Genomic DNA, 16,491 nt, shown 5'->3' on the forward strand with positions numbered 1-16,491 from the left:
AATCAAATCCTACTTTAATATAGGTTCCTTTAGTGGTAAAATTTAATTGATCGTCGGCAACCGTTTTATTTTCGTTTCCAATTTCGGCGGCTAAATAATGCTTACGAGTAAATTTAAAATCTCCAACTAGTTCCAATCCCTTATAATTTTTATCATATAGAGAACGGGTTAGTTTAAACAAATCCACCCCAAGACGCAAGCCATAGCGCTCGGTTTTAGGCTTAATACTATCTTTTTTTATTGCACTAGAATCTTGAACAGTAGTTGTTTCTTGTGCAGTTACTAAAAACGAGCACAGCACCAAGCATAAACTAAAAGTATATTTTAATGTGGACTTCATTTTCGGTTTCGAGATTAGGTTTTACTATGATGATATTTTTAATCCAATTGTCAGTATCTGGTGTAAGGATGTTGGTATTAGTATTCGTTAGATTAAATAAATATTTATACCCACAGGCTCTAGAAACATACACTTCTTTTTTGGTATAATTAATTGTTAGTACATCTGCATTTGCGGTTGTATCACCAAAATTATTCGTCAAAGTATAAGTTGTTGTGCTTGCAGATGGATCTAAAGGAAGGTATATTTTACTAGCATTTGTTAAATATCGCAAAGGATTTGTAACAGATAATGAACTATTAAAAACTACACCATCTGACATTCCTGAAGCAACTGCCTTCAAATTAGTTAGATTTTTCAAAGTTGGCGTTGCTATTAGACTGTCATAAAACTCTATTACCAATCTTGGAGTAGTGGAGGTCGCAGCATCGCAAATATCATCTTTCTCACAAGAAGATAAGGAAAATGCAATTAGTAATACTAAAAATATCTTTTTCATAAATTTAATTTATTCCATTTTGAAAACTGAGCACTGAACACTGATCACTAATAACTATCTAAGTTCCAAAAGTACAACATTTTCCACGTGATGCGTTTGTGGGAACATATCTACAGGTCGCACACGTGTTACTTTGTATTTTTCATCCATTAAGGCTAAATCTCTTGCTTGAGTAGCCGAATTACAACTTACATAAACAATTTTCGGAGCATTTGTTTTTAATAACATTTCCACAACGTCTTTGTGCATTCCGTCTCTTGGAGGGTCAGTAATAATTACATCTGGCGTGCCGTGTTGGGCTATAAATTCTTCGTTGAAAACGTTTTTCATATCCCCAACATAAAAATCACAGTTGGTAATTGCATTGCGTTTGGCATTTTCTTTTGCATCGGCGATGGCTTCTGGAACGGCTTCAACTCCAATTACTTTTTTTGCTTTTTTGGATACAAATTGCGCTATCGTTCCCGTTCCAGTATATAAATCATATACTACTTCGTTGCCGGTTAAACCGGCGAAATCTCTAGTGATTTTATACAATTCATAAGCTTGATCGGAATTGGTTTGGTAGAAGGATTTGGCGTTAATGCTGAATTGCAAGCCTTCCATTTCTTCCAAAATGTAATCTCTACCTTTATATAATTTGATGTTTTGATCGTACAAAGTATCGTTGGCTTTGCTGTTAATTACATATTGTAAAGACGTAATTTGTGGGAATTTCTTGTGAATAAAATCCATTAGCAATTCGCGGTTGTCTTTATCGTTTTCAAAAAACTGAATCAAAACCATAATTTCACCGGTAGAAGCAGTTCGAATCATCAACGTTCGCAACAAACCTTCGTGGTTGCGGGCGTTAAAAAACGTCATGTTATTGGCAACAGCAAATTCTTTAATAGCATTTCGAATTTCGTTGGATGGATCTTCTTGCAAATGGCATTTTTCAATATCTAAAATCTTATCCCACATTCTTGGAATATGAAAACCCAAAGCAGGTTGTTTGCTTAAGGTTTGGTCTTCCGATTGGATTTCGGTTTCGTTCAGCCATCGGGTATCCGAAAATCCAAACTCCATTTTATTTCTATAAAAGAATTGTTTTTCCGATGCCATAATAGGCTCGAAAGCAGGCAATTCTATTTTGCCAATTCTTTTTAGGTTGTTATAAACTTCTTGATTTTTATAGAATAACTGTTGCTCGTATTTCATATTCTGCCATTTGCAACCGCCACAGGCACCAAAATGTTGGCATACAGGCTCGATTCTGTTTTCCGAAAAGGAATGAAATTTTATGGCTTTTCCTTCGTAATACGATTTGCGTTTCTTTAAAGTTTGCACATCTACCACATCGCCAGGCACCACATTTGGTATAAAAATTACTTGTCCTTCTGGCGCTTTAGCAACCGAAACTCCTTTGGCACCAGCATCCAGCACGGTAACGTTTTCAAAAATAACTTTGTCTGTTTTCTTTTTTCCCATGGGGCAAAAATAAACTATTGAAATGTTTTTTGGATTGGGTTTTAGAAAAAAATAAGAAATCTTTTGAACTAAAGTAACTTTCAAAATTAGTTACGAATCAAAACAATACTTTAAAGTACAAGAAAATAGTATCTTTGGCAAAAGATTTTTCCAATGAAAACGCACCTAGCACTCCTTCGCGGCATTAACGTATCCGGTCACAACATGATTAAAATGGATGCTTTGAAAACAGCACTAGAATCCATCGGATTTACTAATGTGGTGACTTACATCCAATCGGGAAACGTGTTTGTTTCTACCCCAGAAGAAAGTCCGAGTAAAGTTGGTTTTCTAATCAAACAAGAAATTTATAAAACCTTCGGACACGATGTTCCTGTGGTGGTTATTGGCAAAAAAGATTTGGAAACGTGCTTGACAACCAATCCGTTTTTGAAAGAAAAAGAAGTAGACACCAAGAAATTGTATGTTTCTTTTGTTTCTATGGTTTTGAAAAGTGATCACATTCACGACTTGAAAATAAGCAATATCAAACCTGATGAAGTGAATATTGACGAAAGCAGAATTTATATAAAATACGCTATATCGCCAGCCAAAACAAGATTGGACAACAACTATATTGAAAAGAAATTGAATGTTATTTCTACCATCCGGAATTGGAATACGGTGAATAAATTATTTGAATTATTCGAGACAATTTAGTACCTTTATTTTCTATTTCATTAGTAGACAATCTCATTAATTAGCATAACCAATTGAAAAAAACTAATGCCTTGCAGCGTTTTTGGAAAGTACTAGGTCCCGGATTAATAACGGGAGCAAGCGATGATGACCCGTCTGGAATCGCTACGTATTCGCAAGCGGGGGCTGCCTTTGGTTTAACTACTTTATGGACTTCTTTAATTGCTTTTCCTTTAATGGCTACTATTCAGCAAATGTGTGCTAAAATTGGATTGGTAACTTCGCAAGGCTTGACAGGAGCACTAAAAAAACATTATCCAAGACCTATTTTGTATTTGATGTTGTTGTTTAGTTTTCCTGCTATTGTTATGAATATTGGAGCCGATATTGCAGGAATGGGAGCTGTAGGAAATTTACTTTTTCCAAAAATACATGCAATTTATTTCAGTATATTTTTTACTATTCTGCTGTTATTTTTAATTATTTATTTACCTTATCAAAAGATTGCGGCAACTTTAAAATATTTATGTATGGTGCTTTTAGTATATCTAATAGTTCCTTTTTTATGCCACCAAGATTGGTTGGATATTGCTAAGAATACGGTCATTCCAACAATTCAATTCAACAAAGAATTTATTAGCGTTTTAGTAGGTATTTTAGGAACCACCATATCTCCTTATCTTTTCTTTTGGCAAGCCTCAATGGAAGTAGAGGAAATGAGTCACAAGAAAAAACACCTAATAGTTGATAAAAAAGTAATCCAAAATATGCAGCAAGATGTCGATTTTGGAATGTCTTTCTCGGGTGTAGTTATGTTTTTCATAATTCTAACAACCGGAACTGTTTTATACAAAGCAGGAATCCACCAAATTGATACCGTAGAACAAGCTGCAGCAGCACTAAAACCAATTGCGGGAAATTTTGCTTATTTGCTTTTTGCTGTCGGAATAATCGGAACCGGCCTATTGGCAATTCCAGTTTTAAGTGGTTCATTGTCTTATATAATAACCGAAACTTTTGGATGGCAACAAGGGTTAGATAAGAAATTTCAAGAAGCAAAAGCCTTTTATATTGTTATGGCTATCTCCTTAATTTTAGGTTTGTCTCTAAACTATATTGGCATTTCTCCAGTTAAAGCTTTAATTTACACTGCAATACTCTATGGCCTGACTGCCCCAGTTTTAATAGCTATTATTTTACATATTTCGAACAATAAAAAAGTAATGGGAGAATTCACGAATAGCAGAAAATCTAACATTCTAGGATTTACAACTTTAGTAATAATGACTTCGGCCTCAGTGGTTTTAATTTACTTACAATTTGCAGGAAATTGATTTCAGAGCATTGTATAATTAATAAATTTTTGCTTTTATTTTTTCGATTATCGCAATAAATTTTTATATTTTTGCTACATAGGATGATTTCTCTCCAAAAGAAGGAATGGCAGTTTTACCAAAAAAATCTGTTTTTAGTACAGATAAAAAACAAATAATATGTCAGTTTTAGAAAAAATGAGTTCTGCCGAAGCTATCGCTTTAGAAGAAAAATATGGAGCGCACAACTACCATCCGCTACCCGTTGTGCTTAGCAAAGGAAAAGGGGTTTATGTTTGGGATGTAGAAGGTAAAAAATACTATGATTTCCTTTCTGCTTACTCGGCTGTAAACCAAGGGCATTGCCATCCAAAAATTGTGAATGCCATGATAGAGCAAGCGCAAACTTTGACTTTAACTTCGCGTGCTTTTTATAATGACAAATTAGGTGCTTACGAAAAATATGTGACTGATTATTTTGGTTTTGATAAAGTACTGCCGATGAACACTGGAGCCGAAGCGGTAGAAACTGCTTTGAAATTATGTAGAAAATGGGCTTACGAGAAAAAAGGAATCCCCGAAAATGAAGCGCAAATAATTGTTTGTGATGGTAACTTTCATGGAAGAACAACCACTATTATTTCTTTTTCAAACGATGAAAACGCTAGAAAGAATTTTGGTCCTTACACAGCAGGATTTATCAAAATACCTTACGATGACATCGAAGCTTTAGATGCTGTGCTTAAATCAACTAAAAACATAGCTGGTTTCCTTGTAGAGCCTATTCAAGGGGAAGCTGGAGTATATGTTCCGGCTGAGGATTATTTGGCGAAAGCCAAAGCACTTTGCGCGGCACACAACGTTTTGTTTATTGCAGATGAAGTACAAACCGGAATTGCAAGAACTGGATCAATATTGGCCGTTTGTGGAAATTGTAACTGTGAAAATGCCTGCGAAAAACAAGCTACTTATGTTGCTCCAGATATCTTAATTCTTGGCAAAGCATTGTCTGGCGGGGCTTATCCGGTTTCGGCAGTATTAGCAAATGATGCTATTATGAATGTTATTAAACCTGGCCAACACGGATCTACTTTTGGCGGAAACCCAATTGCTGGAGCGGTTGCAATTGCTGCTTTAGATGTAGTTAATGAGGAAAATTTATCACAAAATGCTAGAAAACTAGGAAAATTATTCCGTGAAAAAATTGGAGAATTTATAAAAACATCCACTATTGCAACTTTGGTTCGTGGAAAAGGATTGCTTAATGCAATCGTTATTAACGACACCGAAGAAAGTGATACCGCTTGGAATATCTGCATGGCTTTAAGAGATAATGGCCTGTTAGCCAAACCAACCCATGGAAACATCATTCGTTTTGCACCGCCTTTAGTAATGAACGAGGAGCAATTATTAGATTGTGTTTCTATTATTATTACAACTTTAAAACAATTTGAGGAGTAAATTCTTACCAAATAACTAACCAATTATTAATAATTTATGGAAAATATATCTAAAATTGAATTAAACGAGCAAGCTGTAGATGCTTTAAAAACTAGTGCCAAATGGTCTATGTTTTTAGCAATCATGGGGTTTATTGGAATTGCTTTTATGATTTTAGGAGCAATTATGATGACCTCTGTCATGTCGATGTTACCTGAAACACCCGGTCCTTTTGGCAATATGAAAGGATTAATATCAATTATTTACATAGTAATGGCTGCCCTGTACTTTGCGCCAATTTATTATCTATACAAATATGCATCTGATATGAAAAATGCGTTACTTGCATCAAATTCTGATTTGGTTGCTACAGCTTTAGGATACTTAAAATCCCACCATAAGTACCTTGGAATTTCAATTATTATTCTTATTTCTTTGTATTTTTTATTAATAATTGGAATAATTGTATTTTTCGCTACGAGCGGAATAGCTGCTTCAAGGTTTTAAATAAAATATTTAAACATAAGAAAAATCCGTCAAATTAAAAACTTAAGTTTCAAATTTGACGGATTTTCAATTTAGGTAAATTTAAAATTATAAACCTTGCATTTGTTTAATTTTCTCTTGTAACAAAGCAGGATTTTGTAGAGCATCCATTCCAATCATACTGATAATAACAATAAAATAAACTAAGGATAATACATTTAAAACAATTCCAATAATAGCAAGTATTCGACCAACATTTAAGTTTTTGTAGTTTATGAATTTCTCAGGAGATTCTTTGTATAATCTCATATCTTTACTTGCTAAAACCAATGCGATAATGCCTAAAGCAAGACCAAAAAGGCCATAACAACAACAGGTTAAAATTGATAAAATTCCGAGTACTAAGACTGCGGTGGCATTAGGTAATTTTTGATTTTCCATTTTTTTTTAGTTTTTATAAATTAGTAAATAAATCTCATCTTGTAAACGTACGAAACTATCATAATAACTGCATTGGCAATTGCTAAAGAAATTACTATTTTTTGATAATTGTGTTTTCTGTCTATTATAAAAAGTGCTATTGAGAAGATTAAAAGAAATGTAGTATAAATTGCAGGAAACATTTTAAAAGCAGCCGAAAATTGACCATGAATAACTAGATCAAATGATCGTTGAATACCACAACCAATACAATCAATTCCGAACATTTTTTTAAACACACAAGGCAACATGTAATATTCCATTTTTATAAATCAGTACACAATTTTACAAATAATTTTTTTAAAATCCAACAATCTAATATAAGTTTTCTATTTTTGATTTTTTAAATAACCCTATGAAAAAGATTTTCTTTCTAATAATGATTGCTGCAATTTTTGTTGCATTCTACGAACAAAACACACCCAAACCGAATGTAATAATTACCTGTATTGCACTAGTAGTTTTTATGTTTGGAATGGTAAAATTATCTGCTAAAATCCCACCTAAAGACACCGAAGATGAGCATAAAGATATTTAATATTGGGGACACCGTTTCGGTGTTGGATGAGGCTTTAGATGGTATAGTGATAGCGGTTAAAAATAACGAAATTACTATAGAAACAACCGACAAATTTATGATGACTTATTTTGTCAACGAATTAGTTAAAATAAACAAATCCAACGACTTAAATAACATTACAAAAAGTGATACTTTATCAAAGATAAACATTGACACACAGCCTGTAAAAAAGTATAACACCCCTACTTTCAAGTCGGATAAAGTAGAAAGAGGCGTTCCAGAATTTGATTTGCACATTGAAAAATTGGTGAAAAATTCAAGAGGAATGAGCAACTATGACATCCTTACAATTCAAACCGAAACCGCCAAAAGACATGTGGAATTTGCGATGCGAAATCGCATTCCGAAAATTGTCTTTATACATGGTGTTGGCGAAGGCGTTTTGAAAGCCGAACTCGATTTTATGTTAAACCGATACGAAGGAATTTCCTTTCAAGATGCCAATTATCAAAAATATGGTTTGGGAGCAACCGAGGTTTATTTTAAGCAGAACGTGAGATAGGTTTTGGGTTCTGGGATTTGGGTTCTGGGTTTTAGGTTTTGGGTTCTAGGTTTTGGAATAATAAATAAAAAAAGCATACATGAAAAAGATATATCTCGATAATGCAGCAACAACTCCGCTTAGGGAAGAAGTGATAACCGAAATGATGCAGGTACTTCAAAATGATTTTGGAAACCCCTCTTCTACCCATAGTTTCGGGCGAAGTGCTAAAAACATTATGGAAACTTCCCGTAAAACGATTGCCAAACTTCTTGGCTGTGCTGCGCAAGAAATTATTTTTACTTCCAATGCCACTGAAGCTACTAATTGGATTCTTAAAAGCGCTGTAAAAGACTTACACGTTCAACGCATCATTACAAACAAAATGGAACACCATGCCACTTTGTACACGGTTAAGTATTTGCAAAAACAATACGGAATTGAAGTTGATTTTGTGAATACGCTTCCATCCGGAGCCATTGACACAACTCATTTAGTGAATTTACTTTCTAAAGAGGTAAAAACTTTAGTTACCTTAATGCACGTAAACAATGAAATTGGAACCGTTTTAGACATTGAAAAAACAGGGAGAATTTGCCACCAGCATCATGCTCTTTTCCATTGTGACACTGTGCAATCTGTTGGAAAAAATGAATTCAATTTACACGAATTACCTGTAGATTTCATTGTGGCTAGTGCCCATAAATTCCACGGACCGAAAGGCGTTGGATTTGCTTACGTAAAAAAAGGGATGCTCTTACAACCGTTTTTATTTGGAGGAGAACAAGAAAAAGGACTTCGTGCAGGAACCGAAGCGGTGCACCAAGTAGCAGGAATGGCTAAGGCCTTGGAATTATCCTACGAACATTTGGATGCCGAAAGAAATTATATTGCTGACTTGAAAACTTATTGTTCTACGTTATTGCAAACTAATTTTCCAGAAATAAAAACTAACGGAGTAGACACTTTTTATAATATCTTAAATGTATTGTTGCCTTTTTCGGAAGAAAAAACTGCCATGATTTTATTTAATTTGGATATGAAAGGCATTGCGGTTTCTCGCGGAAGTGCTTGCCAAAGTGGTAGTGTAAAACCATCCCACGTTTTAGCAGAAATTCTAGCAGACGAAGATTTGAAAAAACCGAGTTTACGAATCTCTTTTAGCCATTATAATACCAAAGAAGATATTGATGCTTTAATTGATGGGTTGAGAGGGATTTAGAAATTACCTTTTAATCTCCTTTACTCCTTTTACAAAAAGCCATTTCATAAATAATTTCTCTCCGTCTTTGGTTCGAACGGCTTGAAACTTTGGCGCTAAAATAGTTCCAATTACAAAAGCCGTCATCGGAATCCACAATCCGGTTAAGTTGGTGAAACGGGTTAAAACTGCTTGCAACGGAATGAAAAATAATGCAAAACCTATAAGGTTGTAAACAAATGATTTTGTTCTTTTAGACATATTTGTAATTTTTTATTTGAAATCTAAACTAGAATCCTCTTCGGTTTCTTCTTCTTTTTCAATTTGAAATTTGGTTCGTTTGCTGCCTTCGTACATTTCATATTTCACCAAACGTGCTTCCAGACTTCCGTTGAATAATTTAATTTTTCTAGAAGGTTTTAATCCTACAAATTTCAAGGCTTCTAAATTAGCAGTAATAAACCAAGCATTGGTTCCCGGATAATGTTGCTTCATGGTGTCGCCCATTTCTCGGTAAAAACGCTCTAAATCAATATCCAAACGCTCCCCATAAGGTGGATTGAAAACCATTTGCAAAGGTCCAGAAGTTTCTTTTTCGGTATCAAAGAAATTCTTTTGGTCAATGGTTATATAATCGTCCAAATTAGCGTTTTTAATATTGGCTTTCGCTTTTTCTACAGCACTTGGCGCTTTATCAAAACCTTTTATCGAATAATGAAATTCACGAGTGCGTTTTATTAAAGCATCAATAATTTGATCGAAAAGGTCGTTATCCCAATCGTTCCATTTTTCGAAAGCAAATTCTTTTCGGTTGATGTTTGCTGGAATATTACAAGCAATCATAGCGGCTTCCGCCAAAATAGTTCCCGAACCACACATTGGATCCAGCAAATCGGTTTTGCCTTCCCAACCTGCCAACATCAACATTCCTGCTGCCAAAACTTCGTTTATAGGCGCAATATTCGTTGCCGTTCTGTATCCTCTATGGTGCAAGGATGCTCCAGAAGTATCTAACGCTACCGAAATTTGATCTTTATCGATATGGATGTTAATTCTTAAATCGGGGAAATCTTTATCTACGCTAGGTCGTTGCCCAGTTTTATCGCGAAACTGATCTACAATAGCATCTTTTACTTTTTGCGAAACAAATTGCGAATGTTTAAAATGATCCGAATGGATTGTGGTATCAATAACAAAGGTTTGATTGGCGTTCAAATATTTGCTCCAATCAATTCCTTGGATGCCTTTGTACAACAACGCATCGGTTTTTGCTCGGAAATAATAAATGGGTTTCAAGATTTTCAAGGCAGTACGCAACGACAAATTGGCTTTGTACATAAACCCTTTATCACCTTTAAAACCAACCATTCTAGTTCCTATTTCTACCTCTTGAGCACCCAATTGTTGTAACTCTTTGGCTAGTATTTCTTCAAAACCAAAAAAGGTTTTGGCAATCATTTTAAAATTTTCCATCCTTATTTTTTTACCACAAAAGTCACAAAAGTTTCTCTTGCTACTTTTGTTTATCTTAGGTGTCATTTGTGTTTAAATTACAAAGTCCCAAAAGTCAAACCCTCTGTTTATATTTTCTTCGGCAAAAATACACTAAATTTGTAGGTTAAGAATTCATTTGAAAAGATAAATGTCAGAAAATACAAATTCAAAAACCAATACTTGGTTCGCCTCTTGGTTTGATACGCCTTATTATCATATTTTATATAAAGATCGAAACTACCGTGAAGCACAGATTTTCATGGATAATTTGACCCATTACCTAAACTTGCCCGACCACGCCAAAGTGTTGGATTTAGCTTGTGGCAAAGGACGACACTCAATTTATTTAAACCAATTAGGATTTACTGTTTTGGGAGTAGATTTATCCGAAAACAGCATTGAAGTCGCTAATAAAAATGCAAATGAAACCTTACATTTTGAGGTGCACGATATGCGAGAGCCTTTGGAAGATAAGTTTGATGCCGTTTTTAATTTGTTTACCAGTTTCGGTTATTTTGATAAAGAAGAAGACAATTTAAAAACCTTAATTGCTATCAAAGAAAACCTTTCTGAATATGGATTTGCAGTTATCGACTTTATGAATGTGCCATTTGTATTGGATAATTTAGTTGCCGAAGAAACCAAAACGGTAGATGCAATTGACTTTCATTTGAAACGCTACCTTTTGGATGGTTATATCATTAAGGAAATTGATTTTGAAGATCAAGGTCAAAAATTTCATTATACCGAAAAAGTAAGAGCCTTAACGCTAGAAGATTTTACACAAATGATGGAAGAAGCTGGGATTTATTTATTGGATACTTTTGGCGATTACAAATTAAAAAAATACCATAAAAAAGTCAGTGAAAGGCTGATAATGATTTTTAAGTAAGAAAATAGAACCTAGAGAATAGAATATAGACTTTAAAAATGAACTACATATTACCTTTATTATCCGTTTTACTTGGATTTTCTATTGCACTTTGGATAAAACCCCAAGACAAAAAGAATCTAAAATTGCTATTGGCATTTAGTGGTTCGTTTTTGCTTTCGTTAACCGTGATGCACTTGCTACCGGATGTTTATGAAAGTGGTAATCCAAAAGTGGGAATATTCATTATGGTTGGCATTTTATTTCAAATCATTTTAGAATTTTTCTCCAAAGGTGCCGAGCACGGTCATGTTCACGGTCACGATAAAATGACACAAATGCCTTGGTTGCTTTTCATCAGTTTGTGCATTCACGCATTCTTGGAAGGTTTTCCTGTAGGACACCACCATGATTTAGCCATAGGAATTGCTGTTCATCACTTGCCTATTGCCATTATCTTGACGACTTTTTTCCTGCATGCTCAATTGAATAAAACTGCATTGTTCTTATTCATGCTAACTTTTGCAATAATGACACCATTAGGAACTTTGGTTTCGGATACTTTTCCAATAGTAAACGACTATTATACCGAGATAACCGCAGTGGTAATTGGAATCCTGTTTCATATTTCTTCCACAATTATTTTTGAAAGTAGTGAAGGACATAAATTTAATATTGCTAAAATTTCGGTGATTGTTTTAGGGATAGTATTGGCGAGTTTTTTATAAAAAAAACTATTAAAAATTTTATTAACTTTGTAAAAAGAAAAAAAAATGGAAACTTCTGTATTAGAAAGAATTACAATAAATCCTGATTTATGTAATGGCAAACCAACCATAAGAGGAATGCGAATTACGGTAGAAACTATTTTACAATATCTTTCTGCTGGAGATACTATAGACGAAATTATTACTGCCTATCCTTTTCTAGAAAAAGAAGATATTCAAGCGGCTATTGCATTCGCTTTAAAAAACTTAACTACTTCAAAAAACGATATTCAATTAGCCAGTTAATTATGAATTCTTTTTTAGTAGATGTAAATTTACCCAAATATTTTAGTTATTTCAATAAGGAGCATTTTGAATTTGTATCGGATATTAATTTAAAAATGACCGATACTGAAATATGGAATTATGCACTTGAATACAATTTAATTATCCTCACAAAAGACGTTGATTTTTTTAATAAGTTTTTAGTTTCTGAAAAAAGTCCTAAAGTGATTTATTTTCAATTGGGCAATTATTCTTTAAAACAATTGTATGCTTATTTTGAAATTAATTGGTATAAAATAGTTGTTGAAATTGAAAATAATAGAATGATTATTGCAAAAGAGAAACATATTGAATGCATCAAATAACAAAAATGAACTTCACTAAAACCACCGAACAATCCTCCAAACACGACAATTTAGAAAAAATGTCGGTTGCCGATTTGTTATCTAACATTAATAAAGAAGACAAAACGGTTCCGTTAGCAGTAGAAAAAGCGTTACATCAAATAGAACTTTTAGTTTCTAAAGTTGTTGAGAAAATGAAATTGGGTGGAAGACTTTTCTATATTGGCGCTGGAACTTCTGGCAGATTAGGAATTGTAGATGCTTCCGAATGTCCTCCAACCTTTGGCGTTCGATTTGATTTAGTAAACGGAATTATTGCTGGTGGCGACAAAGCCATTCGCAGAGCCGTTGAAAATGCCGAAGATAATACAACAAAAGCCTGGAGCGATTTATTGGAGCACAACATTAATGAAAATGATGTTGTAATTGGTATTGCAGCATCTGGAACAACTCCTTATGTAATTGCAGGATTGGAACGTTGCAACGAAAATAATATAACCACAGGTTGCATTACTTGTAACGAAGGAAGTCCGTTAGCACTAACTGCGCAATATCCAGTTGTGGTGGTAGTGGGACCCGAATTTGTAACAGGAAGTTCCCGAATGAAAGCGGGAACGGCTCAGAAATTGGTTTTAAACATGATTTCAACCGCAACAATGATACAACTCGGAAAAGTAAAAGGAAACAAAATGGTCGATATGCAATTGAGTAACGACAAATTGGTAGATCGAGGTGTGAAAATGATCATGGGAGAAATTCCAGTGTCCTATGAAAAAGCAAGCGAATTACTAAAACAACACGGAAGTGTACGAAAAGCGGTAGAGAGTTTTCTCTCCAAATAATATAATATTAAACAAACCAAAAAATGGCAACCAACAAAGAGTTACTAGCTAAAGGAATAAAATACCTATTTGGAGCATTACCCTTAATGTTTATTGGCCCAAGCATCATGTATAATGCTTTTATGAACAAACAAAATAATTGGCATTATTTAGTACTTACCATTGGATGTACCGTTTGTTTGGTATCCGTTTTTTTGGCTTTCAAAGGTTTAAAAACAATGACGGATGCTCTTTTTAATGATAAATAACAATTTCAAAAATCAATTTCAATTTCAATGGCAATAACAATTTCTAAACTAAAATATGTTTTAATTTCTTTTGCACTTTTCTCTTGCCAAAAACAACAAGAGTGCAACCCTAAAGATTTTAAAACTGGTAAATTTGAATTCACACAAGAAACCAACGGCAAAAAAGAAATCACCACTTTCGAAAGAACCGACAAACTTCAAATTGAAACCTACAAAGGCAGAACCGATACCGCTTCTGTGCGTTGGGTTAACGATTACGAATTCATACTTCAAAAATTACACCCGAGAAATATGGCCGAACGAAAAGCAATCAGTATGCGAATCTTGACAACCAAAGACAAAACCTATACCTTTGAATATTCTTTTGTTGGGGAAGCAAAAAAACAAATCGGAACAGTAACAAAAATTAATTAATCTAAAATACTCAATTCATTTTTTTTTTGTTAAAATATAAGTAAATTCTTATTAAAAAACATAAAAAAATAGCATTTTTTAATAATAATAAGATATTATATTGATTTTTCTATATATTTGAGTTAAATCAATAGAAAATGAAACAATTTACAATCTTATTATTATTATTATTAACATTTACTTTTTCACGTGCTCAAACTTGGACACAAAAAAATGATTTTATTGAAAGCTATTTAGATAATGGTATTACAATAAATAACGAAGGCTATGCTTTAATCTCTTATGATGTTAATGGAGAATTTAAAACCCGAATTTACAAGTATGATGAAGCAAATGATTCTTGGTCTATAATTGCAACATTACCCGGAGTTCCTAGACAAGGTGCTGCACTATTTTCAATTGGAACTAAAATTTATGTTGTAGGTGGTCTTCCAATGTCCGATCCAATATCGGGAGAAATACGAAATACAATGTTTGAATACGATTTAAACACTATTACTTGGACGCAAAAATCCAATATTGGTTTCATTTATGAGTTTTTCTTTACAGGTTATTCCACTTATTCTCACTCTTATAATGGAAAAGGTTACATTTTTGTTTCAGCTGGAGCGAATAAAATAGTGGAATATAACCCAATAACAGATACCTATATAGAAAAAACAACCTGTCCTTCAACATTGGTTTCTGGAGGCAAGAAATTTTCTTTTATTTCAGACAATAAAATATATGTTGGATTACCTTCGTCAGACAACTCTTATGATGAATTATGGGAGTATAATATAACTACAGATAGTTGGCTACAAAAAGCAAATTCTCCTTATGCATATAATGATTGTTTATACTTTGTTATTGGGGATAATTTTTATATTGGTACAGGAATAATTGATGGCACCAATAACTACTTCTTTTATAAGTATAATATTACTACTAATACTTGGACACAAAGTGCTAATCCTGAATCATTCATTAAAGTTGGAGGCTTCGCATTTGCAATAAACAACAAAGCCTATGTGTGTGGAGGATTAACAGTTTCAGAAGTTTGGTCATTTGATCCATCCAATTTTATGAATAATGAAAATCCTACAAATACAAAACCTTTACTGTATCCTAATCCTATAAAAAATAACGAAAATTTATATATAAAATCTGATAACATTTGTTCTAATTATAAAATCTATAATTTATATGGAAATGTTGTTACTATTGGGGAAGTTAAAAATAATTGTATTAAATTATTCAACCTATCCAAAGGTATCTACTTAATTTCTCTTACTTTTAATGATGGAATTCAGAGTACTCAAAAACTAATAATTGAGTAAAATTAAAGTCCCATTTACTTATATAAACACACTAGATAGCTAGAATAAAACAGACAACTTCTTGTCTGCCAATAAAACTATTACTACATTGCGTGTTCAAAATAGAATATAAATATTCAATCTAATGACCGAATTAATTTCCAATCCAAATGCTTGGGTAGCACTATTAACACTAACCTTTTTAGAAATCATTTTAGGAATTGACAATATTGTCTTCCTCTCTATAGTCTCTGGCAAACTTCCCGCAAAGGATCAGCCTAAAGCCCGAAGAATAGGATTAACACTTGCAATGGCTTTCCGTATTATTTTATTATTTGGTATAACCTGGGTTTTAAGCTTACAAGAAACCCTATTTCACCTTGACTTTGGTTTTTTCGAAGCCCATGTAACCGGACAAAGCCTAATAATTTTTGGTGGTGGATTATTTCTTTTATATAAATCTGTTTCCGAAATCCACCACAAAATGGAAGGTGAAGAAGAAGGCACCAAAGGCAAATCGGCATCTGGATTAACAGGAGCCATTTTTCAAATTGCACTATTAAACATCGTATTTTCTTTTGACAGTATCTTAACAGCAATCGGAATGATCAGCATGAAAAGCCCTGCTCAAGGCGGTTTTGGTCCTGATGGCGCTATTGAAATCATGATTTTATCCATCGTTATTTCCATCGGAATCATGATGATTTTCGCTGGCCCCGTTTCTAAATTCGTAAACGAACACCCAACCATCCAAATACTTGGTCTTTCCTTCCTAATCCTAATCGGAGTGATGTTGCTTGCCGAAGGTTCGCATCTGGCACACTTCCGTTTTGGCAAGGATGTAGAAGTTTCCAGTATCCCAAAAGGTTATTTATATTTTGCCATTTTCTTCTCGTTATTTGTAGAATTTTTGAATATAAAAATGCGTAAAAACACAAAACCTGTCAAGTTACACAACAGCGAAATAAAGGATGAGAAACTAAAAGACGCTGATATTATTGATTAGAAATATTCGTATAG

General features: G+C 33.5%; 23 protein-coding genes. 16 read left to right on the forward strand and 7 right to left on the reverse strand.

Annotation, left to right across the window (positions count from 1 at the left end; genetic code table 11):
* From ACIQ2J_RS07045 to rlmD, 3 genes are all read right to left on the reverse strand, one after another.
* Positions 1-340, reverse strand: a 340-nt coding sequence (locus ACIQ2J_RS07045) for a DUF6048 family protein (protein WP_396167946.1), incomplete at its 3' end; no start/stop codon positions are given.
* The gene (locus ACIQ2J_RS07050; protein WP_396167949.1) at positions 312-839 is read right to left on the reverse strand and encodes a DUF6452 family protein; all 528 of its coding nucleotides are present in this window, start codon (positions 837-839) and stop codon (positions 312-314) included. The genes ACIQ2J_RS07045 and ACIQ2J_RS07050, both read right to left, overlap by 29 nt.
* A gap of 54 nt (positions 840-893) precedes the next feature.
* Positions 894-2,309: a 23S rRNA (uracil(1939)-C(5))-methyltransferase RlmD gene (gene rlmD / locus ACIQ2J_RS07055; RefSeq protein ID WP_396167951.1), complete on the reverse strand. Its 1,416-nt coding sequence runs from the start codon at positions 2,307-2,309 to the stop codon at positions 894-896.
* 153 nt (positions 2,310-2,462) lie between these two features.
* Here rlmD and ACIQ2J_RS07060 point away from each other — a divergent pair, with 153 nt between their 5' ends.
* From ACIQ2J_RS07060 to ACIQ2J_RS07075, 4 genes are all read left to right on the forward strand, one after another.
* Entirely contained in the window at positions 2,463-3,008 is a 546-nt protein-coding gene (locus ACIQ2J_RS07060; RefSeq protein WP_396167953.1) for a DUF1697 domain-containing protein, read from the forward strand.
* 53 nt (positions 3,009-3,061) lie between these two features.
* A complete protein-coding gene (locus ACIQ2J_RS07065) occupies positions 3,062-4,321 on the forward strand; it encodes an NRAMP family divalent metal transporter (protein ID WP_396167955.1) in 1,260 nt (419 codons plus the stop codon).
* 159 nt (positions 4,322-4,480) lie between these two features.
* Positions 4,481-5,761 carry an ornithine--oxo-acid transaminase gene (gene rocD, locus ACIQ2J_RS07070; protein ID WP_396167958.1) on the forward strand — a complete coding sequence of 427 codons (1,281 nt, stop codon included), beginning with the start codon at positions 4,481-4,483 and terminating at the stop codon, positions 5,759-5,761.
* 36 nt (positions 5,762-5,797) lie between these two features.
* Positions 5,798-6,247, forward strand: a complete 450-nt coding sequence (locus ACIQ2J_RS07075; RefSeq protein WP_396167960.1) for a hypothetical protein — start codon at positions 5,798-5,800, stop codon at positions 6,245-6,247.
* Between the two features lie 87 nt (positions 6,248-6,334).
* Here the strand turns inward: ACIQ2J_RS07075 and ACIQ2J_RS07080 are convergent, their stop codons facing one another.
* Complete coding sequence (locus ACIQ2J_RS07080; RefSeq protein WP_396167962.1) at positions 6,335-6,667, reverse strand: CCC motif membrane protein; 333 nt, start codon at positions 6,665-6,667, stop codon at positions 6,335-6,337.
* A gap of 20 nt (positions 6,668-6,687) precedes the next feature.
* A complete protein-coding gene (locus ACIQ2J_RS07085) occupies positions 6,688-6,969 on the reverse strand; it encodes a DUF2752 domain-containing protein (protein ID WP_396167964.1) in 282 nt (93 codons plus the stop codon).
* A 92-nt stretch (positions 6,970-7,061) separates the two neighbouring features.
* Between ACIQ2J_RS07085 and ACIQ2J_RS07090 the strand changes: the two genes are divergently transcribed.
* The 3 genes from ACIQ2J_RS07090 to ACIQ2J_RS07100 all read left to right on the forward strand — a co-directional run bounded on the left by ACIQ2J_RS07090 (position 7,062) and on the right by ACIQ2J_RS07100 (position 8,989).
* Complete coding sequence (locus tag ACIQ2J_RS07090) at positions 7,062-7,244, forward strand: hypothetical protein (RefSeq protein ID WP_396167966.1); 183 nt, start codon at positions 7,062-7,064, stop codon at positions 7,242-7,244.
* On the forward strand, positions 7,225-7,788 hold the full coding sequence (locus tag ACIQ2J_RS07095; protein ID WP_396167968.1) for a Smr/MutS family protein: 564 nt from the start codon (positions 7,225-7,227) through the stop codon (positions 7,786-7,788). The genes ACIQ2J_RS07090 and ACIQ2J_RS07095 overlap by 20 nt, the downstream gene beginning before the upstream one ends.
* Positions 7,789-7,867: 79 nt before the next feature.
* Positions 7,868-8,989 (forward strand): cysteine desulfurase family protein, encoded by a 1,122-nt coding sequence (locus ACIQ2J_RS07100; protein WP_396167971.1) that lies wholly within the window; start codon positions 7,868-7,870, stop codon positions 8,987-8,989.
* 3 nt (positions 8,990-8,992) lie between these two features.
* Here the strand turns inward: ACIQ2J_RS07100 and ACIQ2J_RS07105 are convergent, their stop codons facing one another.
* Complete coding sequence (locus ACIQ2J_RS07105; protein ID WP_396167974.1) at positions 8,993-9,229, reverse strand: hypothetical protein; 237 nt, start codon at positions 9,227-9,229, stop codon at positions 8,993-8,995.
* 12 nt (positions 9,230-9,241) lie between these two features.
* Positions 9,242-10,441, reverse strand: a complete 1,200-nt coding sequence (locus ACIQ2J_RS07110; protein WP_396167976.1) for a class I SAM-dependent RNA methyltransferase — start codon at positions 10,439-10,441, stop codon at positions 9,242-9,244.
* A gap of 169 nt (positions 10,442-10,610) precedes the next feature.
* Here ACIQ2J_RS07110 and ACIQ2J_RS07115 point away from each other — a divergent pair, with 169 nt between their 5' ends.
* The 9 genes from ACIQ2J_RS07115 to ACIQ2J_RS07155 all read left to right on the forward strand — a co-directional run bounded on the left by ACIQ2J_RS07115 (position 10,611) and on the right by ACIQ2J_RS07155 (position 16,477).
* Positions 10,611-11,354 (forward strand): class I SAM-dependent methyltransferase, encoded by a 744-nt coding sequence (locus tag ACIQ2J_RS07115; protein ID WP_396167978.1) that lies wholly within the window; start codon positions 10,611-10,613, stop codon positions 11,352-11,354.
* 38 nt (positions 11,355-11,392) lie between these two features.
* A complete protein-coding gene (locus tag ACIQ2J_RS07120; protein ID WP_396167981.1) occupies positions 11,393-12,061 on the forward strand; it encodes a ZIP family metal transporter in 669 nt (222 codons plus the stop codon).
* A gap of 45 nt (positions 12,062-12,106) precedes the next feature.
* Positions 12,107-12,346, forward strand: coding sequence for a DUF433 domain-containing protein (locus ACIQ2J_RS07125; protein ID WP_396167983.1), 240 nt, complete (start codon positions 12,107-12,109; stop codon positions 12,344-12,346).
* Between the two features lie 2 nt (positions 12,347-12,348).
* A complete protein-coding gene (locus ACIQ2J_RS07130; protein WP_396167985.1) occupies positions 12,349-12,690 on the forward strand; it encodes a DUF5615 family PIN-like protein in 342 nt (113 codons plus the stop codon).
* Between the two features lie 5 nt (positions 12,691-12,695).
* On the forward strand, positions 12,696-13,511 hold the full coding sequence (murQ, locus tag ACIQ2J_RS07135) for an N-acetylmuramic acid 6-phosphate etherase (protein ID WP_396167987.1): 816 nt from the start codon (positions 12,696-12,698) through the stop codon (positions 13,509-13,511).
* 23 nt (positions 13,512-13,534) lie between these two features.
* A complete protein-coding gene (locus ACIQ2J_RS07140) occupies positions 13,535-13,759 on the forward strand; it encodes a DUF6095 family protein (protein ID WP_396167989.1) in 225 nt (74 codons plus the stop codon).
* Positions 13,760-13,786: 27 nt separating this feature from the next.
* Entirely contained in the window at positions 13,787-14,173 is a 387-nt protein-coding gene (locus tag ACIQ2J_RS07145) for a DNA topoisomerase IV (protein ID WP_396167991.1), read from the forward strand.
* Positions 14,174-14,310: 137 nt separating this feature from the next.
* Positions 14,311-15,492, forward strand: a complete 1,182-nt coding sequence (locus tag ACIQ2J_RS07150; RefSeq protein ID WP_396167993.1) for a T9SS type A sorting domain-containing protein — start codon at positions 14,311-14,313, stop codon at positions 15,490-15,492.
* A gap of 124 nt (positions 15,493-15,616) precedes the next feature.
* Positions 15,617-16,477 carry a TerC family protein gene (locus ACIQ2J_RS07155; protein WP_396167995.1) on the forward strand — a complete coding sequence of 287 codons (861 nt, stop codon included), beginning with the start codon at positions 15,617-15,619 and terminating at the stop codon, positions 16,475-16,477.
* Positions 16,478-16,491: the final 14 nt, after the last annotated feature.

Source organism: Flavobacterium sp. (assembly GCF_044357305.1).
Taxonomy (GTDB): domain Bacteria; phylum Bacteroidota; class Bacteroidia; order Flavobacteriales; family Flavobacteriaceae; genus Flavobacterium.